Consider the following 25,769-nt stretch of genomic DNA (forward strand, 5'->3'; position numbering starts at 1 on the left):
TGGTATTCGCCGATTCGACTTTCACCGCAGGAAGAACAATGCGCATCGCCATTTCATCGCTGCTTCTGACATCCCTGATCCTCACCTTCGGATCAGCGCAACGCACCGAAGCCGCCAACGTCGAGCAAGGCCGGCGCTTGGCGCTGCTTTATTGCGCAAGATGCCACGCAATCGACAAGGTGAGCCCTAGCCCGCTTCGGATTGCGCCGCCATTCCGTAACCTGCACGAACGTTATCCTGTCGAGACGCTTGAGGAAGCCCTTGCCGAAGGACTCACGACTGGACATCCCAGCATGCCACAATTCCGATTCGAGCCCGATCAGATCAACGACTTTATTATGTTTCTTAAATCCCTGGAATAATCCGCCAGGCGATTGCACAGCAGCGAAGGATGTGGAGATCGCTCCAGCGTACGAGACAGCGATCAGCATATGAGAACTGATTTCACGCTCCATCCCGCCAAACGACCCGCCGCTGCATGACTTGCCGCCGCCGCGCCTATTCGACCACGAGAGTCGTGAAGAACGGCGTGACAACGTCGGCGCTGGTTGTGCTTTCTTCTTCAAAAGCATTCACGGTGACGAACTCATTCCTGCATTCGAGGCACTTCCAAAGCTGCTGAATCTGATGCGGTTCGAGACGTTCCTCCCACTCGAGATGGATCAAACGCGAGCCACACCGCGCGCACGTCCTGTTATGGTCTTGTGTGGTCGATGCCATCGTTGCGCTCCCTTAAATTTAACCACGCTCCCTTTCAGGTTAAGCAGGTTACCGAGCCGGTTCGCCGTGATGCTGATCCAGGTCAAGGAAACGGCCGTGCGTGCTCGCGCCGGCCGCCTGTGCTACAATCCCGGTGGCTTCTTGCGACGCATCGGACAGCCGTTCCCAATCAACCGCCGTAAAAGGTTCGGGATCATCAGCGCCGACGAGCAGCTTTCAGATGGGTCCTACAAGGCAAGCTATGCGCCGCGGGTACAATCTCGCAAAGCTCGCATGATATCCTCGCGCGCGATGATGCCGTCCAGATGCTGCCCCGTACCCATGACGGGAATGCTGCGAAGCCGGTGCTCGACCATCAACTGCAACACACGCACCAGCTTCGTCGTTGCGCTCACATAGATGAATTCGTGGATCATCACATCGGAAACGGTGCGTTTCATGAGTTCGTCATATCGCGGCACCATTGAGGTCAGCGTAAGAGCAAAACATTTGAGGAAGTCGAACTTTGTCACCAGGCCAACGACCTCCAGTTGGTCGACGACCGGATAGGCGTTGAAGTCATCGCTGGCGAACAGATCGTTGAGTTCGTTCATCGCGACCTCGCTCGATACTGTCTTGACTTCATGCGTCATGTAACGATCGACGGTCTGTTCGAGAAATTGATACAAGATATCACCCAATTCGCTGCATCCGACTTCCTTGCGGCGTCGACGCGCGCGGTACATGCCGCGCGCGTCCGACCTCCCTACTCACGCGGCCGCCTTGACTTCGATTGTTTTGGCCTGCGCCGGCGGCGGCTTCGGGACCGTGACCTTCAGGACCCCCTTCGACATCACCGCCTTGATGCTGTCGAGGTTCACGCCCGGCGGCAGTTCGACCGTCCGCACGAAGGAACCGTAGTTCCGCTCGACAAGATGATAGTCCTTTTCTTTTTCCTCCCGCTGGTTCTTCTTCTCGCCGCGGATCGTCAAATGATTGTCAACGACGTTCAACTGCACGTCCTTCTCTTCCATACCCGGCAGTTCCGCGGTTAATTCGATCTCCTTGTCCGTCTCGGCAAGATCCATGCTGGGCATCAGCGTCCGGGACGACAGGCCGGTGAAGCTTTTGCTGAAGCCATCGAACAGCCGGTCCATCTCCTGCTGCAACATCGCCAACGGATTTGCTTCGGCACGCGTCAGGGAACTGTCCCGTCCTACCGGAATAAGCGACTTCATCATGATCGAACCTCCTCCAAACAGTGAGCTTTGAGCGGCGTCATCTCACCACGCGCCAGCGGGACTATCTTGATCGAGGTCAAACCGGAGCGGCTATTGCGCCGCAATGAATACTCGCGTTACGTTCCAAGCCGATCGGACGTACGGCGCCGCCGGCTTTGCGAGGAGGCATTCCATGCGCGCGATGGTGCTCTCGGCTCCAGCCACACCGCTCCGGATGCAGGAGCGCGACGATCCAATCCCGGGCGACGGAGAGATCCGCGTCAAAATCAGCGCGTGCGGGGTTTGCCGCACCGACCTTCATGTCGTCGACTCGGAACTCCCCGGCATCCGCTATCCGATCATCCCGGGCCATGAAATCGTCGGCCGCGTCGACCTGACGGGCAGCGGCGTGACCCGTCATCAGATTGATGACCGCGTCGGAATACCCTGGCTTGGATATACCTGCGGCGTTTGCCGCTATTGCCGCCTCGGCATGGAGAACTTGTGCGACCGCCCGCTTTTCACCGGCTATACCCGCAATGGCGGCTTCGCAACTCACGTCATCGCCGATGCGCGCTACGCGTTTGCGATCGGCGAAGCCGGCGACGACGTCTCGACCGCGCCGCTACTATGCGCCGGCCTGATAGGTTGGCGGTCGCTGGTCATGGCGGGCAACGCGGAACGGCTCGGCATCTACGGATTTGGCGCGGCGGGTCACATCATCGCTCAAATCGCCGCCTGGCAGGGGCGCTCGGTGTTTGCCTTCACCCGCACCGGCGATATCGCGGCGCAGGACTTCGCCAGACAACTTGGCGCCATCTGGGCCGGTGCATCCGATCAGCGTCCGCCGGAGGAACTGGATGCTGCCATCATCTATGCGCCGGCCGGTGAACTGGTCCCGCTCGCCCTGCGCGCGGTTCGCAAAGGCGGCCGGGTGGTGTGCGCCGGAATCCACATGAGCGATATTCCGTCGTTTCCGTACAGCCTCCTTTGGGAGGAGCGGCGGTTAATGTCCGTTGCCAATCTGACGAGGCAGGACGGCATCGATTTCTTCAAGATCGTTCCTCAGGCCGGAATTCACATCCGCACGACAACCTTTCCTCTCGACAAGGCAAACGACGCCATTGCCATGCTGAGAGCGGGACAACTGCTGGGAGCAGCCGTTCTTCAACCCTAGAGCCTTTCGCTTCTGATGGAATCAAAAACGGGCTCCAGATTTTGATTTGACGCGTTTTCTTCACGCGAACCGGTATCCACTTCGCTCGAAAGCGCTATAACCGAAAGGAAAACCTGGCGCGGCTGAAACCGGTCTCTCGTCAAGCCAACTGGACCCGCCATGACTGGTTCCCGAAAATCCCGCCTGGACGGCTCACGCTTCAAACAGCGACGGGGCAGCTATCGACGTTATAAACTGCCGCGATTGACCGCAACCATGACATGTAAGGAAGCATTCCGCACGATCGCGCGCGGCTGTCTCGACGATCTGGCGGCAAATCAACAGGCAACGTACGAAGGAGACAGGGAAGCGCTGCATCAGATGCGGATTGCCCTGACCCGTTTGCGGGCTGCCCGATCCTTTTTTTCCTCTTTTATTCCATCTTCAGAATGGTCTCCCTTGAAGGGTGAATTGAAATGGCTGAACAAACACCTGAGCCGGACGCGCGATCTGGACGTCGCGCTTAAGCGGCTTCCCTCAGCCCATGATACGAGTCCGCGACAAACGCTCGGTCGCGCTTGGCGGAAAACCTGGAGCGCCAGCCATCGAGATCTCCGCCGGGCGCTCCACTCGAGGCGATACCGGATCCTGCTGCGCGACATGTCGATCTGGATTGATGGAAGCAGGTCGTCCGGCAAGGTGAAGCCATCAACCTCGCTCACGACGTATTCTGGCCGCCGGCTCGATCGTTGGTACCAGAAGCTGGTCAAAAAGAGCCGGGCCATCGAGGACATGAGTGCAAGCCAGCGCCATCGACTCAGGATAAAAAGCAAACGATTCCGTTATGTGCTCGAAGTTCTCGAGCAGCTTCTCCCAGGTAAATCTCGCGCCGGAGTGAGAGAGTGTCTTAAGTCTCTACGCAAGATTCAGAAATACCTGGGACAGTTGAACGACGCTGAGCAAGGCCGCCTTATCGCGACAGCTTTGGCAAAATCGGCGCAGGAGGACGGAGCGAGATGGAACTCGCCGTTGCCGACAGGCCGAAAAGCCAGGAAACGGATGATCAGGGCCGCTGCGCTCGCTTTCCAGCAGATGGCGGAATTGAAGCCGTTCCAGCTATCTTGACTCTTCGCTTTCAAGACCTGGCAACCGACGAATATGGAGCGATTGAGAAATTGACGTCAGCTCCGCGGGCTTACTGGATGCTGTCCAACGGACGCATCTCACATTGGCCGAAACGGGTGAAGCTCAGCGCGATAGCAATACGCAACGCGTCGATTCAGAGGCGAGATGCTGCGTCACGCCGCCGAGCACCCACTCGCGCAATCGCGAATGGCCATAGGCTCCCGCAACAACCACGCCCGCTGCGATACTGGACGCGATTCCATCCAGTGCAGCCGCCGCATCCCGTGTCGAAATCTCCTCCGGAACAAGTGCGTTTGCTGCAATGTCATGTTGTGACAGCCACGCGACGACGTCGTTAGTGCGGTTCAATGCCGCCTCGCGGCTGCCGCCGTCCTCGACGATTTCGGCAATCGTAACGTCCTTGGCCTTGCGCAGCAACGGAAGCGAATCGACGGTTGCCCGCCGCGCCTCGGGCGTATCCTTCCAGGCGACCAGCACACTCCGCAGATCGAGCCAGCTCACCGCTTCGGGAACAACGAGCAAGGGTCTGCCCGCCTGCATCACCAGATCGCTCGGGTTGACCCTGGCAAACGGGTCCGTAAATACCCCGCCTCGACTCTGCCCGATCACGATAATATCGGCGGCACGCGCTTCGCGCGAAACAAACTGAATAGGGATTTCCATGCTGGAGCGCCATTCGACCTGTTTCGTGCCCCTGTTCATGACCTTTCGGAACTCGGACTCAAGCTCCGATAGCCGCGCCTCGATGGCCTCCCGACCTCGCCCGATCATCTTGTCGGCCTGCTCACCCGAGGTGAAATAAAGCGGCGGACTGAATTCCGCGGCCGCGATTCCGACGACTCGCGCGTCAAATCGCCCGGCCATTTCGCCCGCTATAGCGAGGCAGCGCTCGTTCGACTGATCGGATGCAAGGTTCACCATAATCGTCGCGTAGGTCATTCTTTTTCTCCCGGCGGCTCGGTTAACAATCTCAAATGGCGTCACACGCCAATATGCATGGGTCCGGGATCGTGGAGCGAACATGATCCAGATCAAGAAACCCGCAAATGATGCGGTGCCGCTACCAACGATGAGAGGCGCTCGCACAATCAGATCGAAGTCGCCCGTATTTCGGCCGATCGTCGCGCTTGACCCAGGTCAAGCCGTCTCGATGCATCGGCGATATTATTTGAAATGTTTTCATTCAACTCTCGGAGCTTCGGCATGCGCGCTCATCAGATCATGACCAGGCGGGTCATCACGGTCAGTCCCGACACAACCATTATCGATGCCGCGAACACCATGCTCGAACAACATGTCAGCGGCCTTCCGGTGATCAACACGACGGGAAAGCTGGTCGGCATCGTTTCGGAAGGTGATTTCATTCGCCGCGCCGAAATAGGGACGCAGCGCAGGAGGGCGCGATGGTTGAAATTCCTGCTCGGTGCCGGCAGGGACGCGTCGGACTTCGTTCACGAGCAGGGTCGCAAGGTCGGCGAAATCATGACGCCGAACCCTTGTACCGTGTCGGAAGAAACGTCGCTGGAAGACATCGTAACAACGATGGAAAAGAACGGCATCAAGCGGTTGCCGGTGATGCGGGGCGACCGGATTGTCGGAATCGTCACACGCGCCAATCTACTGCAGGCCGTCGCGGGGCTTGCCCGCGAGGTTCCCGATCCGACCGCGGATGATGATCATATTCGCGACCGCATCATTGCATCCATCGAGAGAAACGACTGGTGTCCATTCGGCCTGGGCGTCATCGTGCACGGCGGGATCGTTCATCTCAGCGGGATCATTACCGACGAACGGACCAGACAGGCTGCCGTGGTGGCGGCGGAAAATGTCACCGGCGTGAAGGACGTTCACGATCATCTCTGCTGGGTCGATACCATGTCCGGATTGTACTTGAATTCCCCCGAAGACAACAAATTGGCAGCGGCGGGTTGAGTGCAAAAAACCAACAGCAATCGACAACCTGCAGCTAAAGTCGGCGAACGCCGACACTGCGACGCCGCGACCCCTGAATGTCGATCGACATCGAACCGGACCGGTCTGGCCGATTTGTCGTCACGCCGCCGAGGCGCTTGCCAATGACGGCAATTGCCGCAGACGTTTTGATTCTGATCAATGCGCCGCATCATGGGTAAGCGAGATTATTTTTGTCTTGGATAAACCCGATGGAGAACGACCATGACTGACTCTCAACTTCGTCAAGATATCATCGACGAGCTTGAATTCGATCCAGCGTTCGACGGCGAGCATATAGGCGTCGCCGTCGATAACAATGTCGTCAGCCTGACCGGCCATGTCACCAGCTATGCCCAGAAGGTCGCGGCCATCGCAGCCGCCCGGCGCGTCAAGGGCGTGCATGCCATCGCGGAGAACATCGAGGTCCGCTACCCGTTCCAGAGCAAGACGGCGGATGACCAGATCGCCAAACGCGCCATGGATATCCTGGCATGGGATGTCATTGTTCCCGACACGGTCGAGGTGCTCGTTCAGGACGGCTGGATCACCCTAAGCGGCCATGTCAATTGGTACTATGAGAGAACAGCGGCGGAAGACGATGTTCGCAAACTTTCCGGCGTGCGCGGTGTAACGAACACGATCACGGTCAAGCCCCGCGTTGAGGCGTCGAACGTCAAAACCAAGATCGAGTCGGCGCTCAAACGCCACGCGGAAATCGAAGCCAAGGCGATCCGCGTGACGGTCGAGAATGGCAACAAGGTTATTCTCGACGGCAACGTCGACAATTGGGATGAGCGACGTGCCGCTGAAAACGCCGCCTGGTCCGCGCCCGGCGTGGCCTTTGTCGAAGACCACCTGACGATCCGCTGATCGTTCGGAACCTGCGGCGCCTTTTGCCGACGCCGCAGGCTGATCAGAACCCAACTCATTTCTTCTCGGCGGAGGGGGACGGCGGTTCTTTTGCCTCCTCCTCCGCCAGCAACCTCAAAATGATCTTGCGCTTTTCTTCATCCGTCGTCTCCGCAAGCAGCTTGCGGTAGAGAAGAATGTTTTCCTCGTGCACATAGCGTCGCATCGGGAAATCCCCTTCGCGTGGAAGCGAAAGCAAATTGGCAGCTTTACCTGGAGGCCCGGACCAGCCAGGGCTGCTGCGGCAGTCTGGTATTTTATGATGTTTTTTGGCCGGACAAAGCCTTAATCTTCGATCCTTGAGCCGATAGGCCGACCATAGGTAGCGGTCACGATCCCGGATAGCCGCTGGGAATGCGAAGGGCTCATGAAGCTTTCCTTGCCGTGCGGGATGTGAACCGTGACGCGTGATGATCCGCCACCCCTGAATAGCCTGTTCCGCGACGAGGAGTTACAACGCGGAATCGACAAATCCGGTGTCGGCATCTGGGATCTCGATATCTCGACCCGCAGGCTGTTCTGGTCCAGTCCGACACGCAGGCTTTTTGGCGTCTCGGAAAGCGCGCCGGTGAGCTACGATCTTTTCCTCTCCCTGCTCCAGCCGGAAGATCGCGCGCGCACGGAATCGGCTATTCGGCGCTCGATCGAGACCGGGTGCAGGTTCGATATTCAGTACCGGATCCGTGGAACACCGGAAGGAAGCCGCTGGATTCGGGCGCGAGGCGGTCTCGTCGTCAACGACGATGGGGTGCCGCGGCGCCTCAGCGGCGTGGTGCTCGATATCGACGATCAAAAGTTGATCGAAGAAGCCCTGCTCGCGCGCGAGGATCACCTTCGTTCGATTCTCGACACGATTCCCGACGCGATGATCGTTATTGACGATCACGGCATCATGCAGCACTTCAGTGCCGCGGCCGAACGTCTGTTCGGCCATTCGGAACACGAAGCCATTGGCCAGAATGTCAGCATTTTGATGCCTGAACCGGACAGCAGCCGACACGACGGCTATCTGGCCCGCTATCAATCCACCGGCGAACGGCACATCATCGGCATCGGACGGATCGTCACCGGGAAACGCCGGGATGGGGCTACTTTTCCAATGCACCTGTCGGTCGGCGAGATGCACTCCGGCGGAAAACAGCATTTTACCGGATTTGTGCGCGATCTTTCAGAGCACCAGCAAACCCAGGCAAAACTCCAGGAACTGCAATCCGAACTGGTTCACATGTCTCGCCTGAGCGCGATGGGAGAAATGGCCTCGACCCTTGCGCACGAATTAAACCAGCCGCTCACCGCGATCAGCAACTACATGAAGGGATCGCGCCGTCTTCTGGCGGCGAGCACTGACCCCAACATCGCGAAGATCGAAACGGCGCTGGATCGGGCCGCCGATCAGGCCATCCGCGCCGGCCAGATCATTCGACGGCTGCGCGATTTCGTCTCCCGGCGGGAGTCGGAAAAACGCGTCGAAAGCCTGGCGAAGCTGATGGAAGAGGCCGGAGCTCTCGGTCTTGCGGGTGCCCGAGAACAGAACGTCACGCTGCGGCTTGAGCTGGACGCGGAATGCGACCGCGTCCTCGTCGATCGCGTGCAGATTCAGCAGGTCCTGGTTAATCTCTTTCGAAACGCCCTGGAAGCGATGGCGGAATCGCCGAAACGCGAACTCGCCGCCTCCAGCAAGAAAGCTTCCGACGACATGGTCGAAGTCTCGATATCGGATACCGGCCATGGCTTCAGCGAGACCGCCGCCGCAAGCCTGTTCCAGACCTTCTTCACGACCAAGGAAACCGGAATGGGCGTGGGGCTCTCCATCAGCCGGTCGATCGTGGAAGCCCACGGCGGCCGAATGTGGGCCGAAACGAACGATTCAGGCGGCGCGACCTTCCGACTGACCTTGCCCATGGCGTCGACCGAGGATTTGCCCGATGTCGCATAAGGGAAATGTCTACGTCATCGACGACGATCCTGCGATGCGGGACTCGCTCGATTTCCTGCTTGGCTCGGCAGGGTTCGAAGTCACGCTGTTCGACACTGCCGCCGATTTCCTCGCCGCTCATGCAGACCTTCGTTTCGGCTGTGTCGTGTCCGACGTCCGCATGCCCGGCATAGATGGAATGGAGTTGCTTCGACGCCTCAAGGCCGATACCTCGCCCCTGCCCGTCATCCTCATGACCGGACATGGGGATATCCCCCTCGCGGTCGAAGCGATAAAGTTGGGGGCGCTCGATTTCATCGAAAAGCCGTTTGAAGACGAACGGCTGATCGGAATGATCGAGGCCGCCCTCCAGCAGAGCCCGGATCATGCCAAGAGCGACGCCGTCTTGGCCGAGATCGCATCGAGGATAGCGAGTCTCAGTCAGCGCGAACGTCAGGTCATGGACGGACTCGTCGCAGGTCTGTCCAATAAACTGATCGCTCGCGAACACAATATCAGTCCCAGAACGATCGAGGTTTATCGGGCAAATGTCATGACGAAAATGCACGCGCATAACTTGTCCGAGTTGATCCGCCTCGCGCTGCGCGCCGGCATTTTGAACGATTGAGTTAAATCAAGGCGTCGCGTTCCCATAGCCGTATCGTGACGATCGGCTATCTGGATTCGCGACATCCGATGACAGAGATCACAATCGCAAGGCACAGAATCTGCGTTCTCGACGACGATCCTGCCGTGCTTCAGTCATTGCGATTTCTTCTGGAAACCCACGGGTTCAAGGTTCGCACGTTCAATACCGCCATGGCGCTGTTGACGTCCATTGACCCGGACGACGTCGATTGCCTGGTGATCGATTACAAATTGCCCCATATGGATGGGCTGGATGTGGCGTCTCGTCTCCGTCAACGAAAAGTCGCGGCGCCGATTGTGCTCATTACCGCCTATCCCAACCAGCATATGGTCGAGAAAGCCGCGGCTGTCGGCATAGACTGTATTTTGTTCAAGCCTGATCTGGAGGACAGTCTCGCGACGCGCGTGAGGGAAGCCATTTCTCGCCAATAGCAACAGCGAACCGGGAGCGTCATGCAATCCGGAACGCAAGACCCGGTTCAGTTTCCTCACGGCAACTCGTCTCTGGGTTTCAGATGATCCGCGATCCGGTCGACCCCCGCAATACGCTGACTCATTCCGCTGCGTCAGCAAGGCCTCCCGACGCCATGCCAAGAGCGTGCATATAAAGGTCCAGAAGCGCCTCTTCTTCCTGCCGCTCCGCCGCGTTCTTCTTTCTCAGCGAGACAATCTTCCGGATGATCTTTGTGTCGAAGCCATTGCCTTTTGCTTCCGCGTAGACGTCTTTCACGTCGTCCTGCAAGGCCTTCATCTCCTCGAGAAGCCGCTCGATCCGCTCCACGATCGCCTTGAGCTGCTTGGCTCCAGAATTACCCAGGCCGGTCGTTTCCATGGTTGCACCCATACCCGATTACTCGTTTCCAGCACGATCCATGATCGCCTTGAGCTGGTCCTTCGCGAATCCGGTCGTGGACTCTTCCCTGGCGGCGACGGCGGTGGCGACCATCATGCTGCTCCTGAAATCAATGGATGACGATTGTAATGTGAGTTCGACGCGGTGGCGCCGCCCACGACTTGAAGGCCGACACTCCGGGGCGGCGTGCTTGACGTCAAGGCGGCAATGCGCTCATCCACAGCGGCCCACAGGCCGCGCGGCGACGCGCCGCCGACCGATCAGTGACCGCTCCCGCTTTTCTTCATCGATGCGAGCTGTTCCGGCGTCGCCGTGCCCTGATGCTTCGTCTTCCAGGTCTCGTAGGGCATGCCGTACACAGCCTCCCGGCTCTCGTCCTTGGTCATGACGGCCCCTTTTTCATCGGCAGCCTCCTTGAGCCAGTTCGAGAGGCAATTGCGGCAGAAGCCGGCGAGGTTCATCAGGTCGATGTTCTGAACATCGGTCCGGGATCGCAGATGTGCGACCAGACGCCGGTAGACAGCCGCTTCCAGTTCCGTTCTTGTTTTGTCGTCAATGGTCATGAGCCGATCTCGCCGCCGCTGTCAGAATACGGTTTATTGGGACTTGTCACAGGTTTTACCATATCCCGCCGCAAACAGTGCAAGCCTGAAAAGAAAATGCGCACCTTGACGTGAAAAGCCGGTTCCAGCCGTTGACAGGTCCGACGGGTCACGCGAAATCACGCAAAACGATTTGCCCCGCTAAATGACGAAATCAGATCCTTTCCCTCCTCCACCGGTCTCGCTGCGCGCGAGCACCGCGGGCCTCTTGCCCGCGCTCGGCATCCTTGTTCTCTGCGTGTGGTCGACGCCCGCGGCAGCGGACTTCCGGCTCTGCAACAATACCTCAAGCAGGGTCGGCATCGCCCTTGGCTACAAGGACGCCGAAGGCTGGACCACGGAGGGCTGGTGGAATGTCTCGTCGCACGCCTGCGAAACGCTGCTGCGCGGCACCCTCATCGCACGGTATTATTATATTTATGCTCTAGATTACGACCATGGCGGCGAATGGTCGGGACAGGCTTTCATGTGCTCGCGCGACAAGGAATTCACGATCAGAGGCACCGACAATTGCCTGGCGCGCGGCTTCGACCGCACCGGTTTTTTCGAGATCGACACCGGTGACCAGCGCGCGTGGACCGTGCAATTGACGGACTCCGGCGAACAGGGACCCCAACGGGTGCCGCAGGGTTCATTTCCGGGTCTGCCCAGTCCGGCGGGCGGAACGACTCCGGGCGTGCCTGGACTGACGCCAGGCGCGTTGCCCGGACGCAAGCCATGAGACGTCTGCGCCGAATCAAGATCCTCGCCACGCTCGGACCGGCCTCCTCCGACAGCGCCATGGTGCGTCGCCTGTTCGAGGCGGGCGCCGACGTCTTCCGCATCAACATGAGCCATACCACGCATGACAAGATGCGCGAGCTGGTGGCGACGATCCGCAACGTCGAGGGCAGCTACGGCCGCCCGATCGGCATCCTGGTCGACCTTCAGGGGCCCAAGCTCAGGCTCGGCTCGTTCGCCGACGGCCCGGTCCAGTTGAACAACGGCGACACGTTCGTGCTGGATTCCGACAAAACCCCCGGGGACAAGACCAGGGTCCACCTTCCGCATCCGGAAATCCTGACGGCGCTGCGCCCCGGCCACACGCTGCTGCTCGACGACGGCAAGGTGCGCCTGATCGCCGAGGAGACCACATCCGAGCGCGCCGTGACCCGCGTCGTCGTCGGCGGCAGGATGTCCGACCGCAAGGGGGTCAGCCTGCCCGATACCGATTTGCCGGTATCGGCGATGACACAGAAGGACCGTTCCGACCTCGACGCGGCGCTGGAGGCCGGAGTCGACTGGATCGCGCTGTCGTTCGTGCAGCGCGCCGACGACGTGGCCGAAGCCAAGAAGATGATCCGCGGCCGGGCCTCGGTGATGGCCAAGATCGAGAAACCGCAGGCCATCGACCGCCTGCCCGAAATCCTCGAAATGGCGGATGCATTGATGGTCGCGCGCGGCGATCTCGGCGTCGAACTGCCGCTGGAACAGGTGCCCAGCCTTCAGAAGCAGATGACGCGGATGGCGCGGCGCGCCGGCAAGCCGGTGGTGATCGCGACGCAGATGCTGGAATCGATGATCCAATCGCCGGTGCCGACCCGCGCCGAAGTCTCCGACGTCGCCACCGCCGTTTATGAAGGCGCCGACGCCATCATGCTGTCCGCCGAGTCCGCGGCCGGAAAATATCCGGTCGAAGCCATCTCCACCATGAACCGGATCGCCGAAGAGGTGGAGCGCGATCCGATCTATCGCGGCGTGCTCAACGCGCAGCGCGCCGAGCCCGAGCCCACCGTCGGCGACGCCATCGCCGATGCCGCGCGCCAGATCGCCGAAACGCTCGACCTCTCCGCGATCATCTGCTGGACCAGCTCCGGATCGACGGCGCTGCGCATGGCGCGCGAACGGCCGAAACTTCCGGTGGTCGCCATCACGCCGAACCTCGCGACCGGCCGCAAGCTGGCCGTGGCGTGGGGCGTGCATTGCGTGGTCGCGGAAGACGCCCACGACCAGGACGACATGGTCGACCGCGCCGGCAGCATCGCGTTCCGCGACGGTTTCGCCAAGGCGGGCCAGCGCATCATCATCGTCGCCGGCGTGCCGCTCGGCACGCCCGGCGCGACCAACATGGTCCGCATCGCCTTCGTCGGTCCCGACGGCGACGCGGGCGGTTAGCAGGATGTTGAAAAGCTCCCGGCGGGTGCCGGGACGCGGCCGGCCCGGCCGAGGCCGGTTATCCACGCAATCCACAGGAACGCGAATCGGCCTGCAAACTTTATTCACGTTCTCGGTGAAAAGTAAGGCGTATCGAACCGGAGTATATGAGATGAGTTTTGAAGCAGGCGAGGCTTTGATCGACGAGATCGTGGCATCATGCAACGGTGACATTCGCGGGGCGCTGATGGCGCTGCTGATGGTCAACGAGCGGCTGGAAGACGAACTGCAGCGGCTTTATGCGGCGGCACGCGAAAACAACACATTGCATTAGCGCGTTAAAGCCCTTTCGCTGCTGATGAGATCAGAAGCGGACTCCGAGATTTCGATCTGACGCGTTTCCTTACGCGAACCGATATCCATATCCCGGGGTCAAGCCGGGACATGCTCCGCTCGAAAACGCCATGTTGAAGTGGTCTCGACAGGCGAACGGAGCGCGCGGGGCGACGAACGCTTCGCCGTCGCGCTGGCGGCGCGAGCCGAAAATCTGGTTCGCGAGAAATCCGGTTCACGAATTGTCTTTGAATGCCGGGATTCCGGATCGCGGCTGCGCGGCGTCCGGAACGACCGGAACGTCTTTCAACTGCGCGCGCCGAGGCGGCTTTTTCAGTCCGCTCGCAAACATCAGATATCGCGACCCTCGACCTTTTCCGTCAGTGTCTTGACCAATTCCTGCACGTTCGCGAGATGGGGGTCGATGGCGAGCGCCTTGCGGAAGGCGTCGAGCGCGCGCCGGTCGTCTCCGAGTTCCTTCATGATCATGCCAAGACCTGCAAGCGCTCCGAAATGGCGCGGCTCGCGGATCAGCACCTGCTCGATGTCCTCAAGCGAGCGCCGGTAGTCGTTCTGCATGTAGTACAGGGTCGCGCGTTGGCTCCATCCCTCGATGTAGTCGGGATGCAGCTTCAAAACCGCATCGAGCAGCTTGATTGCGACGTCCAACCGACGGGCCTGCGTCGCGACCTTCGCCCGCTGCATCAAAAGCGCCGTCGTGTCGCTCGACGTCCGGCTCCACAGCGCCAGGATCTTCGCTTCAACATGCCTTGCGCTGTCCTCGTCCGGCGCAACCTTGAGAGCCCCGAACAGGAAGTCGAGTCCGTGGACCTTGTCTTTGGGAATTTCCGAAAGCTTCGCGTGCGGCCGCGGCAGGTCCCTGCTCTCAAAAGGGACGCTCTGCGGGCCGCTGCGCGGCGGGGCCTGGGCGTAGCCGACCGCGGGCATCAAAACGCCAGCCATAACACCGGCAAGAGCAAGCTGGCCTGCGCGGCAAAACCACCGGATCGCGGGACGTTTCTGCTGCATTCGCGAGGGTCCAGAAAATCGGGCGAACTTCTGAACAACTATACTAGAACAAAACGCGCCGCAAAGCGCAGGCGCGTCAAAGGGCTGCGATGGCTGACACGGACGCGAGGCGCGTGAATCAGCCCTGACGGGCCTTGAACCGGCGCTGGGTCTTGTTGATCACGTAGACCCGGCCCTTGCGGCGGACCAGACGGTTGTCGCGATGACGCGAGCGCAGCGATTTCAGCGAGTTACGGACCTTCATGGGAACGTTCCTGATTTTCCAGAGGCCGTCTGCAACGGGCCGAAAACAGCGAAAACATCAATCAACCGGCTTGCGGCAAGCCGCCCGGGACGCGCGGTTTCTAAGCCATGAGGCCAGGCCATGTCAATCCGGCCTGAGCGATAACGGCCTGTTTCGATGCGGAATTTCCGACCTCGGCCCATCGGCCGGCAACGCCGTCCGGTGTCCCGATTCCGAAGTTCGCATGCCCTTGCAGCAACCTTTGATGCGAGCTTCGGAAAATCAATGGCCCACTGGCAAACTTGCAAATTCAAGCGCTGTTTGGGTTCGGAAGTTCGCTTGGCGCACTCGATCAGACAGTGAAGCGAGCTTCTGAACCGCCGCACCGGATATCGATTCAACCTTGAATCGCTTTATCCGGGTTAACGATGCACCGACATTCTCCGGTGCATGACCGGTGTACGAGCGATACGGACCCTCATGGAGCCATAACACATGGTTCACGTTGGCGCCCTTCCAACGGGGACACGGTATGACTGATCAAGCCAGCCAGGACGACAAAATCGCGGAGACGCCCTTCGGCAAGCGGAGGGTCAAGCTGCGCGCCTGCATCGTCGAGCGCAAGCACCATGTGCGGTCGCTGCTTTGCGAAGCGATCGAGGAACAGGGGTTCATTCCGCACGCCTGCGCGACGCTGGACGACCTCGATGCTTCCCTGTGCGCCGATTTCCCCGATCTCATCGTCATCAACATCTCGATGAACGGTCTGCCGGTTCCGCATATCCTGAACCTGCTTGCGAGCCGATCCAGCACCGGCACGGTGCTGCTGGTCGGGCCGCCGCACGCGCCGGCCGTCAGAGCGGCGCGGGAACTCGGCCACGAGCTGGCGCTGAACCTGCTGCCAGTGCTGGCGACCCCTTTTAGCGACTGCGACCTGCACGCCAGCGTCGCCGCCCTGGTGCCGGCCGATCCGCCCCCGCCGCCGGTCGATGTCGCCGAGGCGCTTGGCGCCGGCTGGCTCGAACTCTGGTATCAACCCAAGATCGACGCGCGAAGCCTTTCGCTGGGCGGCGCCGAGGCGCTGGTCCGGATGCGCCATCCGAACTGGGGAATCGTCCCGCCGGCCCATTTCATCCCCGACAAGGGCGATCCACATTTCCGTGCATTGTCGGACTTCGTCATCGGCCGGGTTTTCCAGGACTGGCGTTATCTCGTCGCCAAGTCCGGAAGCATCCATATGTCCATCAACCTGCCGCTCGCCTTTTTCACCGACGCCAACGCCATCGACGATCTGCGCCTGCGGTTTCCGGATCACCCGGCCTTCGACGGCCTGACCGTTGAGGTCGACGGCAGCGAAGTGGTGCGAAATCTGCCGCTCGCGCTCGAAGCGGCGCAGCGGTTGCGGTTTCATAACATAGGCTTCTCGCTCGACGACGTCGGCACCGAATGGCCGGCGCTGGCCGCGCTCGATGAATTTCCCTTCGCCGAGATCAAGCTCGATCGCCAATTCGTCGACGGCAGTTCGTCGGCGCGACTCAAGCGCTCCGTCTGCCGCCGGATCGTCGAGCTGGCCAGGAGCCGCGGCATCAGGACGGTCGCCGAAGGCGTGGAGACCCGCGACGACTTCATCGCGATGCACGGCATCGGCGTCGATTTCATCCAGGGCTTTCTGTTCGGCAAGCCGATGACCACGCGGAAATTCGCACGCAACAGCCGCCAGCGCCCGACCTTCGTTCCCGTCGCCTGACAGGCCGCAGAGACTCAGCCGGCCCTGCCGAAGACCTTGCGCAGCTCGTCCTTCGCCGCTTCGAGCGTGCGACGGCGCGGCGCGGACAGATTCCTGCCGGCACGATTGATGTAGAACACCAGCATCGACATCGCCGAGCGGTAGGGATCGCTCTTGCGGCGATGGCTCCGTTCGGCGGAGCGTTTCAGCGACCGCGCGATGGCGGTCGCGCTGCGCTGCTTGAAAACATCATGCTCCAGATCGAGCGCGTCGCTCGTCGCCGTGACCCTGCCCGACCATTTGCGAACCGGCTTTTTCCGGCGCTTGGACGATCCTGCGGGAGCCGACGATCCTGCGGGAGCCCTTGTTTTCGTGCGGGACGCCGACTTGCGCGCCGTTGACCTGTTCGGCATTTTGCTCTCCTCGATCGGGGACCCTATCCGACGCGTCCACAGGACAACGTCATGAGCGCCGAATCGGTTCACGGGTCTTTTGCGGAAAGTGTTTTGGCTATTGCCGGCTGCCGGGGCCGACCACGCCTCCGTTTGTTTTCGCCGCGACGTCGTCGCCGGTCGCTTCCGCATTGGACTCGAACACCGCGCGGCACGGCGCGCCGAGTTGCGCCTGGTTCTGCCGCAGGCAGGCGACGATGCGGCCGACGTCTGGAATCTCGCTACCGCAAAGTCTGAAGACGTCCGGCGTGCAGGCCATTCGCTGGGCGAATGTGCCGCGGTATTCTTCGGCAAGGGCTGTGTGCGCGGCGGCAGCGAGACCGCCGGCCAGAATCCCGGAAACCAGGACAACTCGATGCTTGCGCATGTGCCACCTCTTCCGAATGCTTCACACGCCGCACCTCCTCAAACCATTGAGGCGACAGAAAGGTTCGTTTCGGGCAATAAGGTGAGGACGCGCAGTTCCAGGCGCGCTCGCGCGAACGAGCCGAAAGGGGTGCCAGCCGTTCCAGGTCTTTCATTTTATGAAAGTGGCTTTTTCCGCCTCGGACGCGCGAGCTGATCGGCAAGGTGTTCGATCAACGCCTCGACACGCGCCGGCCGCGGGCCGCCCGGCGGCATCACCAGATGCACGGCGCCTTCGACCTGCTTCCAGTCCTTGAGAATGACTTCGACCTTTTTCTCGGCGATGGCTTCGGCCACGATGAAATCCGGCAGGTCGGCGATGCCTGTTCCAGCGATAACAGCGGGCAGCAGCGCCTCGCCGTTGTTGACGCGCAATTGGCCGGACGGCCGCACGCTCGCCTGTTCGCCGCGCGCATTGGTGTAGCGCCAGATGCCGGGCGTCGACAGATAGGCATATCCCAGGCAATTATGGTCGGCGAGATGCATCGGATGCCTCGGCGTGCCGTGCGCCTTCAGATAGGCGCGCGATGCCACGGTATGGCGCGGCATCGCGCAAAGCCGCCGCGCCACCAGCGAGGAATCCGGCAGGCTCGCGATCCGCACGCCGGCGTCGAACCCCTCCCCGATCAGATCGACCATCGCGTCGCTGAAATGAAGATCGACCGAGACTTCCGGATATTTTTCAAGGAATGCCGGCAACAGCGGTGCGATCACCCTGACGCCGAACGTCATGGGCACCGCGAGCCGCACCCGCCCGCGCGGCGCGCTCGATCGCGCCAGCGCCTCGTTCTCGGCAGCCTCGCCATCGGCGAGCAGGCGCGACGCGCGCTCTGAAAGATGTTTGCCGGCATCGGTCAGCGCCAAACGTCGTGAGGTGCGGTTGAACAGCCTGGCGCCGAGCCGCGCCTCAAGCCGGCCGACGGCCTTGGAGACCGTCGCCTTTGACAGCGCAAGCTCGGCCGCGGCCGCCGCGAAGGAGCGCATCTCCACCACCTTGGCGAAAATCGCCAGCGCCTCGAAGTCCGGCAGTTTCACGACTTCGCCTCATCCTCCAAATGGTCAATTTTAGGAAACAATACGTTTCCATAGTTTCTATTTATACATCAAACGGGAGAGCCTATCCATCCATCAATCCACAGCCGGAGCGGCGGACGCGGCCGCTGCGGCGAATGCGAAAATGGAAAGGACAGGACATGATCGAACTCAGGCCTTTCAACAAACTCGGCGGCGCCGACCATGGCTGGCTGAAAGCGAAGCATCACTTCTCGTTCGCCGGCTATTACGACCCGGACAAGATGGGGCATGGCAGCCTGCGCGTCTGGAACGACGACGAGATCGCGCCCAACAGCGGGTTTCCGGCGCATCCCCACGCCAACATGGAGATCATCACCTATGTTCGCGAAGGTGCGATCACCCATCAGGACAGCATGGGCAATCAGGGCCGCACCGAAGCGGGCGACGTGCAGGTGATGAGCGCGGGCTCGGGCGTGCGTCACTCCGAATACAATCTCGAGCCGGTGAAAACCACGCTGTTCCAGATCTGGATCGAGCCGAAGGCTGACGGCGGCGAACCCGCCTGGGGCGCGAAGCCTTTCCCGAAAGGCGACCGCTCCGGCAAGCTGGTCACGCTCGCCAGCGGATTCAAAGCCGACAACGACGCGCTGCCGATCCGTGCCGACGCGCGCGTGCTGGCGACCACGCTGAAGGCCGGCGAGAGCGCAAGCTACGCGGCGGACAAGACGCGCAACCTGTATCTCGTCCCCGCGGTCGGTGCGGTCGAGGTCAACGGCGTGCGCGTCAACGCCCGCGACGGCGCGGCCATCCGCAATGAGGCCACCGTCAACATCACCGCGCTGGAGGATTCCGAAGTGGTGCTGGTCGACGCGGCGTAAGCCGTCACCGACGCAACGAACGGACGCGCGGCCAGATCCGCCGCGCGTCCCCTTCCAAACGTGGAAACCGACAAATGGCAAAAGTTCTCGTTCTCTACTACTCCGCCTACGGACATATCGAGGCGATGGCAAACGCCGTCGCAGAGGGCGCCCGCGAGGCCGGCGCCACCGTCGATATCAAGAGGGTGCCCGAACTCGTGCCCGAAGCCGTTGCGAAGGCAAAACGCTTCAAACTCGATCAGGCCGCGCCGCTGGCGAAGATCGAGGACCTCGCCAACTATGACGCGATTGTTGTCGGCACCGGCACCCGGTTCGGCCGGATGCCGTCGCAGATGGCGAACTTCCTTGATCAGGCCGGTGGCCTGTGGGCCAGGGGCGCGTTGCACGGCAAGGTCGGCGGCGCGTTTTCATCGAGCGCGACCCAGCATGGCGGCCAGGAAACCACGCTGTTCTCGATCATCACCAACCTCCTGCACTTCGGCATGATAATCGTGGGCCTCAATTACGGCTTCGCCGGCCAGATGGGCGTCAACGAGGTCACCGGCGGCGCGCCCTATGGCGCGACCACCATCGCCGACGGCGACGGCAGCCGCCAACCGAGCGCGAACGAACTCGAAGGCGCGCGCTATCAGGGCAGGATGATCGCCGAGACGGCGACGAAACTGCACGGCTGATGACGGTGATGACGGCGGAGCGGCGTTCTCAAAGCGCGAGCGCCGGACCGTTATCCTGCCATTGCTGTCGGCGAAAGCTTCATTGACCCCTCGCACGGCGAGCGCGCGGCGACCGCGTTTTGGTTCGCGACCGCAGCCTTTCGCACCAAACGCCCACAAGCACTGCGAACGCCGTGGCCAAGACCCTGCGGGTCGTGTATCAGACCACCAGGAAACACACCCATTCACGGAACACGCCTTGGCACGGGATTCGACCATCAAGCCATTTCTCGAGGTGCTTTCGGGCCGCCGCCAGACCGTGCCGCCGATCTGGATGATGCGCCAGGCCGGCCGCTATCTGCCCGAATATCGCGAGTTGCGCGCCAAGGCCGGCGGCTTTCTCGACCTCTGCTTCACGCCGGAATTCGCCGCCGAGGTGACGTTGCAGCCGGTCCGCCGCTTCGCCTTCGACGCAGCGATCATTTTCTCCGACATCCTCGTCATTCCCTACGCGCTCGGGCGCTCGGTGCGCTTCGAGGCCGGAGAAGGCCCGCGGCTTGATCCGCTCGATACCCCGGACAAGGCCGCAACGCTTGCGCGCGAAGCCGACATGACGAAACTCGAACCCGTGTTCGAGGCGCTGCGCCGCGTCAGGCGCGAGCTCGATTCAAGGACCGCACTGATCGGTTTCTGCGGCGCGCCGTGGACGGTCGCGACCTATATGGTCGCCGGACAGGGTACGCCCGATCAGGCGCCCGCGCGGATGATGGCCTATCGCCACCCGGACGCTTTCGCGAAAATCATCGATGCCATCGTCGACAACTCGATCCGCTATCTGCTCGGCCAGCTCAAGGCCGGCGCGGATGCGCTGCAGATTTTCGATACATGGGCGGGCGTGCTGCCGCCGCGCGAATTTGCGCGGTGGTCGATCGAACCCACCAAACGCATTGTGGCAGGCGTGCGAAAACAAGTTCCGGATGCGAAGATCATCGGATTTCCCCGTGGCGCCGGCGCGCTGCTGCCGTCCTATGTCGAGGCGACCGGCGTCGATGCGGTCAGCATCGACTGGACGGCGGAGCCGTCATTGATCCGGGACAAGGTCCAGAACCGGGTCGCCGTTCAGGGCAATCTCGATCCGCTGGCGCTGATCGCGGGCGGCGCCGCGCTCGACCGCGCGGTCGATGACGTGCTGACGAATTTTGCCGGAGGCCGCCTGATCTTCAATCTCGGCCACGGCATTCAGCCGGAAACGCCGATCCCGCACGTCGAACAGATGATCCGCCGGGTCCGCGGGATCACTTGACGTAGGGACACCAGGACCGCAACGAGAAGCGGGCGTCCAGCGGCACCGGACCTCCGCCTTTTTTGATCAAAAAAACGATCCGTCGCTCCGCGCGTTCGGTGATTTCCACGGAATCGCCGGTCTCCCGGACCAGGTTCGGAATATCGATCACCGAGAGCGGGTCGGTGCAATGCACCTCCAGCCGGTCGCCGGGCGTCAGCGATTTCAACGCCTTGCGGGTCTTGAGCGCCGGCATCGGGCACTTCAGCCCGGTGAGATCGAGTTTCGTTATCAGCATCCCATGAACATGGCGAATCCAGATGGGACCGTCAACCGGCGGCCCGTCATGTCTGTCTTACATTGGCTCCAAAAATCCCCGTCGAGAGAAATTCCCGCCGCCCTCACCGGCCTTCGCGAGCCATCGCCTGACCGGCTTCCCGCCGGTGCAGCAGCTTCCAGTTTGGCCGGACGAAATGGCAGGTGTAGCCGTCCGGATAGCGTTCCAGGTAGTCCTGATGCTCGGGCTCGGCCTCCCAGAACGGTCCGGCCGGCGCAAGCTCGGTGACGACCTTCCCCGGCCAAAGACCTGACGCGTCAACGTCGGCGATGGTGTCTTCGGCGATCCGCCTCTGCTCCTCGCTGGCGTAGAAGATCGCGGAACGATAGCTCGGGCCGCGGTCGTTGCCCTGCCGGTTCGGCGTAGTCGGATCGTGGATCTGGAAGAAGAATTCCAGCAGTTGCCGGTAGCTCAGCGCGGTCGGATCGAAGACGATTTCGATGGCCTCGGCATGGCTGCCATGATTGCGATAGGTCGCGTTCGGCACCTCGCCGCCGGTGTAGCCGACCCGGGTCGAGATCACGCCGGGATGCCGGCGAAAGAGGTCCTGCACGCCCCAGAAACACCCGCCGGCGAGGACTGCGCGTTCCGTCGAAGCTGTCATACCACCTCCTCTTCTGGCGGCCATCTCCGCCGCATGCCATACCGGATCTGGATATCGGACAGTCGGCTATCAAGCCGTCTGCGCCGACGAGACGACCTGAAATCCGCAAATCTACGGCTTTTTCTGCCGCTTCTGCTTGGGAGCGGCTATGAAGGCGGCCATGAAGAAACAGAGGCCCGAACGTATTGCCGGCCCATTGCATATCCCGGCCATCCCCGCAACCCGGATTCGCCAGTTGCATAACGGCCCGATGCCGAGCTATTCGGAAGGCCAGTCGAGGCCTATTGTCTGAGCCTTCGAATCAAAATGAGGATCGGGATGCCCTTCAAGGTTGACGACACGAAGTTCGCGCTGGACGATCACGCCCCCTTCGGAAAGCTGTGGGGCAGGTTTTTGATCGATGTGGTGGATAGCGATACCGATACCAGGCGGACAATCCAGCTCGAGGTTCTTCTGGAGAAGAGCGACCGGTATCCGTTCTTTCATTATGAAAAGCTGGGGCGGGCAGAAGCCAAGAAATTGCTGAGCACAGTCGCGGAACAATTGTAGGTTCCTCGTCGCTCGTCCAGTCCGACAGCCCTGCTTTTGAACGGTCAGGCAGGGGCATCGCTTTTTCCCGCCGCAGTCGGAGCGAGCCCCCCCCCCGAGATCGTCCTCACCGAATGCGCCGCGCATTGCTCCCTGCTTGCCGCTTTGGGCAATGTCGCGCTCGCGCCGGAAGGCGAGCCGCCAATCCCGCCCGCGATTGCTGTTCGGCTTTCCTGGTTCGATAGCGCTGTGAACGATGTTCGGCGTCGCTCCAATGGCTGGGCGATCGTTCCGTAACCGCCCAGATGTGGCCGAAAGGATCGAAAAACGTCGCGCCGCGAACGCCTTCGATGCTCGATTGCGGCTTGTCTCGAACCGTGGCCCCGGCGACGATCGCTCTGCGGAGCACGTCTTCGACGTTGTTCACCGCCAGACGAAGGATCACGTTGACCGCACCCCTCTCCTTCGGGAAGAACGGCCCTCCCCGCCATGGCTCAGCCTCTCGTCGCGGATTTGCCCCTGCAATTGAAATGACGGTTTCCCCGACGCGCAGGTCAAACCCAACCCATAGATTGTCCGGGCTATAGATGGCAGTTGAAGACGTGTCGAAGGCGTCCTCATAGAATCGAACAGCCTCGGCCTGCCGGCCATGCTCTATGAAAATCGTCAAACTTAGCGACAGATCGCTATCGCATGCGGCCTTCAACACGTTCCAGTCCGAGAAGCCGGCCTGGCTCGCAACAATTTCAAGACAATCACTATGCGACAGATACATGCCTCGCTCGGCGAGCGCATGACGCATCGCCTTCGCCATGGACTTATAACGCGTGAGGCTCTCCATGATTGGCTCCCCTTGGCTGGGCGCATTCGATGTCAGTGCTCGCATTGCTGACGGTCGCCCGGACAGGGTCCAACCTGGGAAGCTTGTGCATTCACCATTCCGAAGGAAGCGAGCGGCAGGCTGCACGGCCTGTTCGCGATTATATCAAGATTCGTTCAATAGCACGAACGCCGATCTCGGAACGAACGCAAGGTCCATCGATCGCGCGGAGCTGGCATTTCCACTTCATCGAGCGATTCTAAGAACACGATAAGCAAGCGCTCCGCGATCAAACTATCTCAATCCGATTGAGTTCGCCGGATTAGCTTAACTGGGCATTTATCAAACGGCAGCAAGCCGGGGGGTATCAAGTACGCCGTCGCCGAAACGTTGTTGACTACATCTGTCAGCACGCGCTCTCTGTTGCACGCCTGTTGCTAACCGGGGGTGCCATGGCTTCCGCAATCAAGCAATATACGAGCTTGTCGGAAGCGGCCGGTGGGAAAAACGCCCGGCTTTCCGCTGCGGGATCTGCCCGCCGCGCTACCGAAAACGCAGCCGCGTCGGAGTGCGAACGGCATCGGCCTACGAACTCCAATCATCAACCTTCTGCAAGCAGATGTCCGACACCGGCTTTCGAGCCGAAAAGGGGGTGACGACATGACGACGACACGACGAACGGTTCTCCTGCAAGGCGGCGCGATCGGCGCCGGACTCATCGCCGCGAACACGTCAGTAGCGCGGGCGCTCGCTGCGACGAAGCCACCTCCGATCCGGCGTTCGCTGCAGGGACTTGCCTGGAACGATCCGATCGTTGCGACTTATCGAGACGCGGTCGGTATCCTGAAGCAGAAGCCCGCCAACGACAAATTCAACTGGGTCCAGCTCGCGAACTTCCACGGCAACATCAATACCGGATTCCGCTACTGTCCGCACGGCGACTGGTACTTCCTGCCCTGGCACCGCGCGTTCACGGCGATGTACGAACGCATCGTCCGAAGTGTGACGAAAAACCAGGACTTCGCCATGCCCTCCTGGGACTGGACGGCGAATCCGACGCTTCCCGAAGTGTTCCTGCCGGAAAAGACGCCCGACGGAAAGACGAACTGGCTGTGCGTGAACGAAGACGGCAGGAAGCGGACGTGGCCGCCGACCAAGCCGATGCCGGCGAACATCGTCGGACCTTCCGTGCTCAAGACCATCCTCAATGCGTCTCCCTATGAGATCTTCGGGACCAGCCGGCCCGCCGGCCAGAATTCACTCGATCCACACTGGATAACTGGCGGGGGCGGCGTGCAGGGCACGCTCGAAGCGACGCCGCACAACCAGGTCCACAACAATATCGGCGGCTGGATGCCGACGGCCGCATCGCCGCGCGATCCGATATTCTTCATGCACCACGGCAATATCGACCGGATATGGGCGCTGTGGAATCTCAAGCATGCGAACAGCACCGACCCGCTCTGGACCAACATGCCGTTCAAGGACAATTACCTCAATCCGGACGGAACGTTCTGGTCGCCGAAAGTGTCTGATCTCTTCGTTCCCGAGGCGCTCGGCTACAGTTACGGGTTCAAGGCTCCGACGGCGGCGATCGCCAGCGCCGCCCGAACGATAACCCTGGAGCGTTCGCTCAATACGATCCTCGGAGCGCCGACTGCCAACGTCAATACCGACAAGATCGCGACCGCCGTGGTTGAAAACACCAGGAGCGCAATGCCGGGGGCGGCGCTGGCGCTGACAATCGAAGTTCCGCCGGCTGCCCTGCAAGGTGTCGTGCGAAGCGTTCCGGTTGGCTCGGGGTTCGAGACGATGGACTTCTCCGCAGCCCGGGACGCATCGGCGCGCGGAAATCATGCACTGGCCATTCTTCGTCATGTCGCCATCACCGACCCGAGCTCGACGACGGTGCAGATTTATCTGGGCGACGAACCCGTTCCGGCCGATGCTTCCTCGTCGGATCCCCGCTATGTGGGAAGCTTTGCCGTGCTTGATCACGGCGGCGGTGGTCATGGCGCCCACGGCGACCATGAACTTCCATCCTTCGTCCTCGATCTGACCGATGCACTTCAGCGCGTCTACGGATCCGCCGGAACGATTCCCAACGCCATCGGGTTACAAATCGTCGTAAGCGACGAGACCGGAAGCGGCAAGGCCGGCAGCGCAACGCCGCAACGTGTCGAGGTCGCCCTGATTTCGGGATAGCGTACGGCGCGAGGGAAGACGGTGCCGATGAAGCAGGCGATAAGTT

At 61.1% G+C, this 25,769-nt stretch carries 32 protein-coding genes; 17 read left to right on the forward strand and 15 right to left on the reverse strand.

Annotation, left to right across the window (positions count from 1 at the left end; all coding sequences use genetic code 11):
* The first annotated feature begins 38 nt into the window (after window positions 1-38).
* Complete coding sequence (locus ACMDCM_RS09365; RefSeq protein WP_412774715.1) at window positions 39-362, forward strand: c-type cytochrome; 324 nt, start codon at window positions 39-41, stop codon at window positions 360-362.
* A gap of 136 nt (window positions 363-498) precedes the next feature.
* On the opposite strand, the gene ACMDCM_RS09370 is transcribed toward ACMDCM_RS09365, so the two are convergent.
* From ACMDCM_RS09370 to ACMDCM_RS09380, 3 genes are all read right to left on the reverse strand, one after another.
* Window positions 499-720, reverse strand: a complete 222-nt coding sequence (locus ACMDCM_RS09370) for a hypothetical protein (RefSeq protein ID WP_412773310.1) — start codon at window positions 718-720, stop codon at window positions 499-501.
* A gap of 239 nt (window positions 721-959) precedes the next feature.
* Window positions 960-1,388, reverse strand: a complete 429-nt coding sequence (locus tag ACMDCM_RS09375) for a CBS domain-containing protein (RefSeq protein ID WP_412774716.1) — start codon at window positions 1,386-1,388, stop codon at window positions 960-962.
* An 81-nt stretch (window positions 1,389-1,469) separates the two neighbouring features.
* The gene (locus ACMDCM_RS09380; protein ID WP_412773311.1) at window positions 1,470-1,940 is read right to left on the reverse strand and encodes an Hsp20/alpha crystallin family protein; all 471 of its coding nucleotides are present in this window, start codon (window positions 1,938-1,940) and stop codon (window positions 1,470-1,472) included.
* Window positions 1,941-2,112: 172 nt separating this feature from the next.
* Between ACMDCM_RS09380 and ACMDCM_RS09385 the strand changes: the two genes are divergently transcribed.
* Both ACMDCM_RS09385 and ACMDCM_RS09390 read left to right on the forward strand, forming a co-directional pair.
* The gene (locus ACMDCM_RS09385) at window positions 2,113-3,096 is read left to right on the forward strand and encodes a zinc-dependent alcohol dehydrogenase family protein (protein WP_412773312.1); all 984 of its coding nucleotides are present in this window, start codon (window positions 2,113-2,115) and stop codon (window positions 3,094-3,096) included.
* 159 nt (window positions 3,097-3,255) lie between these two features.
* Window positions 3,256-4,200 carry a CHAD domain-containing protein gene (locus ACMDCM_RS09390; RefSeq protein WP_412773313.1) on the forward strand — a complete coding sequence of 315 codons (945 nt, stop codon included), beginning with the start codon at window positions 3,256-3,258 and terminating at the stop codon, window positions 4,198-4,200.
* Window positions 4,201-4,323: 123 nt separating this feature from the next.
* On the opposite strand, the gene ACMDCM_RS09395 is transcribed toward ACMDCM_RS09390, so the two are convergent.
* Entirely contained in the window at window positions 4,324-5,160 is an 837-nt protein-coding gene (locus ACMDCM_RS09395) for a universal stress protein (protein ID WP_412773314.1), read from the reverse strand.
* A gap of 264 nt (window positions 5,161-5,424) precedes the next feature.
* Here ACMDCM_RS09395 and ACMDCM_RS09400 point away from each other — a divergent pair, with 264 nt between their 5' ends.
* Entirely contained in the window at window positions 5,425-6,153 is a 729-nt protein-coding gene (locus tag ACMDCM_RS09400; RefSeq protein ID WP_412773315.1) for a CBS domain-containing protein, read from the forward strand.
* Window positions 6,154-6,396: 243 nt separating this feature from the next.
* A complete protein-coding gene (locus ACMDCM_RS09405) occupies window positions 6,397-7,044 on the forward strand; it encodes a BON domain-containing protein (protein ID WP_412773316.1) in 648 nt (215 codons plus the stop codon).
* Window positions 7,045-7,099: 55 nt separating this feature from the next.
* Here ACMDCM_RS09405 and ACMDCM_RS09410 read toward each other — a convergent pair whose 3' ends face one another.
* The gene (locus ACMDCM_RS09410; RefSeq protein ID WP_412773317.1) at window positions 7,100-7,249 is read right to left on the reverse strand and encodes a hypothetical protein; all 150 of its coding nucleotides are present in this window, start codon (window positions 7,247-7,249) and stop codon (window positions 7,100-7,102) included.
* Between the two features lie 234 nt (window positions 7,250-7,483).
* On the opposite strand from ACMDCM_RS09410, the gene fixL reads away from it, so the two are divergent.
* Genes fixL through ACMDCM_RS09425 form a run of 3 tightly spaced genes read left to right on the forward strand, consistent with a single transcriptional unit; the run spans window position 7,484 to window position 10,078 of the window.
* Window positions 7,484-9,019, forward strand: a complete 1,536-nt coding sequence (gene fixL, locus ACMDCM_RS09415; protein ID WP_412773318.1) for a sensor protein FixL — start codon at window positions 7,484-7,486, stop codon at window positions 9,017-9,019.
* The gene (gene fixJ, locus ACMDCM_RS09420; protein WP_412773319.1) at window positions 9,009-9,626 is read left to right on the forward strand and encodes a response regulator FixJ; all 618 of its coding nucleotides are present in this window, start codon (window positions 9,009-9,011) and stop codon (window positions 9,624-9,626) included. The genes fixL and fixJ overlap by 11 nt, the downstream gene beginning before the upstream one ends.
* 35 nt (window positions 9,627-9,661) lie before the next feature.
* A complete protein-coding gene (locus ACMDCM_RS09425; RefSeq protein WP_412773320.1) occupies window positions 9,662-10,078 on the forward strand; it encodes a response regulator in 417 nt (138 codons plus the stop codon).
* Between the two features lie 121 nt (window positions 10,079-10,199).
* Here the strand turns inward: ACMDCM_RS09425 and ACMDCM_RS09430 are convergent, their stop codons facing one another.
* Window positions 10,200-10,490, reverse strand: a complete 291-nt coding sequence (locus ACMDCM_RS09430) for a DUF2312 domain-containing protein (RefSeq protein ID WP_412773321.1) — start codon at window positions 10,488-10,490, stop codon at window positions 10,200-10,202.
* Window positions 10,491-10,759: 269 nt separating this feature from the next.
* Window positions 10,760-11,062: a DUF1244 domain-containing protein gene (locus ACMDCM_RS09435; RefSeq protein WP_412773322.1), complete on the reverse strand. Its 303-nt coding sequence runs from the start codon at window positions 11,060-11,062 to the stop codon at window positions 10,760-10,762.
* Between the two features lie 184 nt (window positions 11,063-11,246).
* Here ACMDCM_RS09435 and ACMDCM_RS09440 point away from each other — a divergent pair, with 184 nt between their 5' ends.
* The 3 genes from ACMDCM_RS09440 to ACMDCM_RS09450 all read left to right on the forward strand — a co-directional run bounded on the left by ACMDCM_RS09440 (window position 11,247) and on the right by ACMDCM_RS09450 (window position 13,568).
* Entirely contained in the window at window positions 11,247-11,822 is a 576-nt protein-coding gene (locus ACMDCM_RS09440) for a DUF1036 domain-containing protein (RefSeq protein ID WP_412773323.1), read from the forward strand.
* Entirely contained in the window at window positions 11,819-13,255 is a 1,437-nt protein-coding gene (gene pyk, locus ACMDCM_RS09445; RefSeq protein ID WP_412773324.1) for a pyruvate kinase, read from the forward strand. Before ACMDCM_RS09440 ends, pyk begins: the two co-directional genes overlap by 4 nt.
* Before the next feature lie 151 nt (window positions 13,256-13,406).
* Entirely contained in the window at window positions 13,407-13,568 is a 162-nt protein-coding gene (locus tag ACMDCM_RS09450) for a hypothetical protein (protein WP_412773325.1), read from the forward strand.
* 350 nt (window positions 13,569-13,918) lie between these two features.
* Here ACMDCM_RS09450 and ACMDCM_RS09455 read toward each other — a convergent pair whose 3' ends face one another.
* Window positions 13,919-14,596 carry a tetratricopeptide repeat protein gene (locus ACMDCM_RS09455; RefSeq protein WP_412773326.1) on the reverse strand — a complete coding sequence of 226 codons (678 nt, stop codon included), beginning with the start codon at window positions 14,594-14,596 and terminating at the stop codon, window positions 13,919-13,921.
* Window positions 14,597-14,714: 118 nt separating this feature from the next.
* Entirely contained in the window at window positions 14,715-14,840 is a 126-nt protein-coding gene (ykgO, locus tag ACMDCM_RS09460; protein ID WP_011314284.1) for a type B 50S ribosomal protein L36, read from the reverse strand.
* A 511-nt stretch (window positions 14,841-15,351) separates the two neighbouring features.
* Here ykgO and ACMDCM_RS09465 point away from each other — a divergent pair.
* Window positions 15,352-16,566 (forward strand): EAL domain-containing response regulator, encoded by a 1,215-nt coding sequence (locus tag ACMDCM_RS09465; RefSeq protein ID WP_412773327.1) that lies wholly within the window; start codon window positions 15,352-15,354, stop codon window positions 16,564-16,566.
* Window positions 16,567-16,580: 14 nt separating this feature from the next.
* Here the strand turns inward: ACMDCM_RS09465 and ACMDCM_RS09470 are convergent, their stop codons facing one another.
* From ACMDCM_RS09470 to ACMDCM_RS09480, 3 genes are all read right to left on the reverse strand, one after another.
* Window positions 16,581-16,958 (reverse strand): DUF3175 domain-containing protein, encoded by a 378-nt coding sequence (locus tag ACMDCM_RS09470; protein ID WP_412773328.1) that lies wholly within the window; start codon window positions 16,956-16,958, stop codon window positions 16,581-16,583.
* Window positions 16,959-17,055: 97 nt separating this feature from the next.
* Window positions 17,056-17,364 (reverse strand): hypothetical protein, encoded by a 309-nt coding sequence (locus tag ACMDCM_RS09475; RefSeq protein ID WP_412773329.1) that lies wholly within the window; start codon window positions 17,362-17,364, stop codon window positions 17,056-17,058.
* 155 nt (window positions 17,365-17,519) lie between these two features.
* On the reverse strand, window positions 17,520-18,437 hold the full coding sequence (locus ACMDCM_RS09480) for a LysR family transcriptional regulator (RefSeq protein WP_412773330.1): 918 nt from the start codon (window positions 18,435-18,437) through the stop codon (window positions 17,520-17,522).
* A gap of 158 nt (window positions 18,438-18,595) precedes the next feature.
* Here ACMDCM_RS09480 and ACMDCM_RS09485 point away from each other — a divergent pair, with 158 nt between their 5' ends.
* From ACMDCM_RS09485 to hemE, 3 genes are all read left to right on the forward strand, one after another.
* A complete protein-coding gene (locus ACMDCM_RS09485; protein WP_412773331.1) occupies window positions 18,596-19,294 on the forward strand; it encodes a pirin family protein in 699 nt (232 codons plus the stop codon).
* Between the two features lie 74 nt (window positions 19,295-19,368).
* Window positions 19,369-19,968, forward strand: coding sequence for an NAD(P)H:quinone oxidoreductase (wrbA, locus tag ACMDCM_RS09490; RefSeq protein ID WP_412773332.1), 600 nt, complete (start codon window positions 19,369-19,371; stop codon window positions 19,966-19,968).
* 313 nt (window positions 19,969-20,281) lie between these two features.
* On the forward strand, window positions 20,282-21,250 hold the full coding sequence (gene hemE, locus ACMDCM_RS09495) for a uroporphyrinogen decarboxylase (RefSeq protein ID WP_412774717.1): 969 nt from the start codon (window positions 20,282-20,284) through the stop codon (window positions 21,248-21,250).
* Here hemE and ACMDCM_RS09500 read toward each other — a convergent pair.
* Together ACMDCM_RS09500 and msrA are read right to left on the reverse strand one after the other, a co-directional pair.
* Complete coding sequence (locus ACMDCM_RS09500) at window positions 21,243-21,527, reverse strand: sulfurtransferase TusA family protein (protein ID WP_412773333.1); 285 nt, start codon at window positions 21,525-21,527, stop codon at window positions 21,243-21,245. The two genes, hemE and ACMDCM_RS09500, sit on opposite strands and share 8 nt — an antisense overlap.
* Window positions 21,528-21,630: 103 nt before the next feature.
* Window positions 21,631-22,170: a peptide-methionine (S)-S-oxide reductase MsrA gene (gene msrA / locus ACMDCM_RS09505; protein WP_412773334.1), complete on the reverse strand. Its 540-nt coding sequence runs from the start codon at window positions 22,168-22,170 to the stop codon at window positions 21,631-21,633.
* 318 nt (window positions 22,171-22,488) lie between these two features.
* Here msrA and ACMDCM_RS09510 point away from each other — a divergent pair, with 318 nt between their 5' ends.
* Window positions 22,489-22,719, forward strand: a complete 231-nt coding sequence (locus ACMDCM_RS09510; RefSeq protein ID WP_412773335.1) for a hypothetical protein — start codon at window positions 22,489-22,491, stop codon at window positions 22,717-22,719.
* A gap of 106 nt (window positions 22,720-22,825) precedes the next feature.
* Here ACMDCM_RS09510 and ACMDCM_RS09515 read toward each other — a convergent pair whose 3' ends face one another.
* A complete protein-coding gene (locus ACMDCM_RS09515) occupies window positions 22,826-23,539 on the reverse strand; it encodes a glyoxalase superfamily protein (protein ID WP_412773336.1) in 714 nt (237 codons plus the stop codon).
* Window positions 23,540-24,178: 639 nt separating this feature from the next.
* Here ACMDCM_RS09515 and ACMDCM_RS09520 point away from each other — a divergent pair.
* Window positions 24,179-25,723: a tyrosinase family protein gene (locus ACMDCM_RS09520; RefSeq protein ID WP_412773337.1), complete on the forward strand. Its 1,545-nt coding sequence runs from the start codon at window positions 24,179-24,181 to the stop codon at window positions 25,721-25,723.
* The last annotated feature ends 46 nt before the right edge of the window (window positions 25,724-25,769 follow it).

The sequence above is a fragment of the Nitrobacter sp. genome, assembly GCF_047149785.1.
Taxonomy (GTDB): domain Bacteria; phylum Pseudomonadota; class Alphaproteobacteria; order Rhizobiales; family Xanthobacteraceae; genus Nitrobacter.